Source organism: Streptomyces sp. NPDC007264 (assembly GCF_042869095.1).
Lineage (GTDB): Bacteria > Actinomycetota > Actinomycetes > Streptomycetales > Streptomycetaceae > Streptomyces.
This window is the reverse complement of record NZ_JBIAFD010000047.1, coordinates 1-1,608: the sequence shown is the minus strand read 5'-3', so window position 1 is coordinate 1,608 and position 1,608 is coordinate 1. Positions and strand designations below refer to the sequence as shown.

The 1,608-nt window shown below is 69.5% G+C and carries 1 protein-coding gene; it reads right to left on the bottom strand.

The genetic code is table 11. The annotated features are described in order from the left end of the window. Positions 1-54: 54 nt before the first annotated feature. Entirely contained in the window at positions 55-1,533 is a 1,479-nt protein-coding gene (gene tnpC / locus ACFYMU_RS33385) for an IS66 family transposase (protein ID WP_388381479.1), read from the bottom strand. Between the last annotated feature and the right edge of the window lie 75 nt (positions 1,534-1,608).

Here is a 1,608-nt window from a genome sequence, read left to right as displayed (position 1 = left end):
GTATCCATTCAGAAGGAATGGGCCTGATCGGTGACGCTGGGTGGGGGTGCCTGGTCAGGGGAGCTGGGCGATGGGTGGCATCCAGAGGTTGCCGGTGAAGGCGCGGTGGATGGCTTCGAAGGCGTTCAGGCCGTGCTTGCGGGCCGAGTCGAGATAGGAGCGCACGCCGAGCCAGGCGGTGGCGCCGGCCTCGGACTGGTGGCAGCCGGAGATCTTCAGCTGGGTCTTGACCGGCCGCAGCGCCCTCTCGCCGCAGTTGTTGGTGAACGGCACATGCAGCGGGTCGTCGGCGAAGCGGAGCACGTGGTGGGCCTGCTCCCGCAGCCGGGTGAGGAGGTTGCGGGCTGGAGACTGTTTCCGGCCCTCCACTTTGGGGTGGAGGGACAGTCCGACGGCGATGCCCCGGTGGAAGGCTTCGTAGTACAGCAGCAGCGCGCCGGGGGCAATCTCGGTGATCTCGCCGGAGCGGACCCGCAGGGCCTGGCGGTTCAGTCCGGCCAGGGACCAGCGGATCTGCTGGTGCCAGTTCTGGTCGGGGAAGTCCTCCTCGGCGGCGGTGAGTTCGCGGATCAGGTGGGCGCCGCACAGCTGATGGGTGCAGGCGCCGTACCCGGCATACAGGGACAGCGAGTCGTGGACCAGCACGCCGCGGTAGTGCGGCAGGACGCCTCCGGCGTCGGCGCCCGTGCGGGAGCGGGGTGCGAGGTGCAGGAGGGTGAGGAAGTCGGTGCACGCGACGTGGAGCCAGCGTCGCACCGAGCCGATGCGGGTGGTCGTCTCGTCCGCGTGCAGGACATGTCCCATGGTCAGCAGGGCCCGGATCAGGTTCAGGGAGTCTTCGACCAGGTCGGCGGCCTCGGGCAGCAGGGAGGCCACCCAGCCGGTGGAGACTCCCACCCCGGTCACATCGCAGAGCAGGAGCGCGGTCCTCTCGACGGGAATGTGCTGGAAGACCAGCAGGTAGACGGCGAGCGTCCGCAGGTTGGGGCCGTAGGAGGAGGGCGAGCCCGCGACAGTTTCGGGCATCGCCTCGGTGGTGACCGTGCCGCAGGCACACCGGCAGCGATGAGCCCGGTGCTCGGTGACCGTCACCGTGGTCAGGGGGATGTCGCGGACCTGACGTCGCTCGAAGCCGACGCTGTCACCGGGGCCGAGTCCGCTGCCGCAGCCGGAGCACGCTGCCGGGAGATACTCCTCGACGACATCGGGGTCGGCGGTCATGGACAGGCCGGAGCTGCCCGCGCCCGGCTGGCGGCCCCGCTTGCGTCCGCTCTTCGGCGCCGCCTTCTTCTCCGGCCGGCCGAAGGTGTCGCTGGACGGCGGCATCGAGGAGTTGGACGAGTTGCGTCCCAGCCGCCGCTCCAGCTCCGCGACCCGCACGGTCAACCGCTCAGTCGCCGCAGCGAGTTCGGCGGCCTGTGCTTCCGCGGCTTCAGCACGTGCTTCCGCGGCCTTGACCTGCCGCTGAAGCAGCCCGATCACCGTGAGGAGATCCTCACGCGATGCGGACTCGAAGGCGGACGGCACGATCACGGATCCTGCCGCACCCGCCCACCACCTGTCACATCGTCAGACAGTCGATTCGGTCACGACCTTCTGAATGCTTAC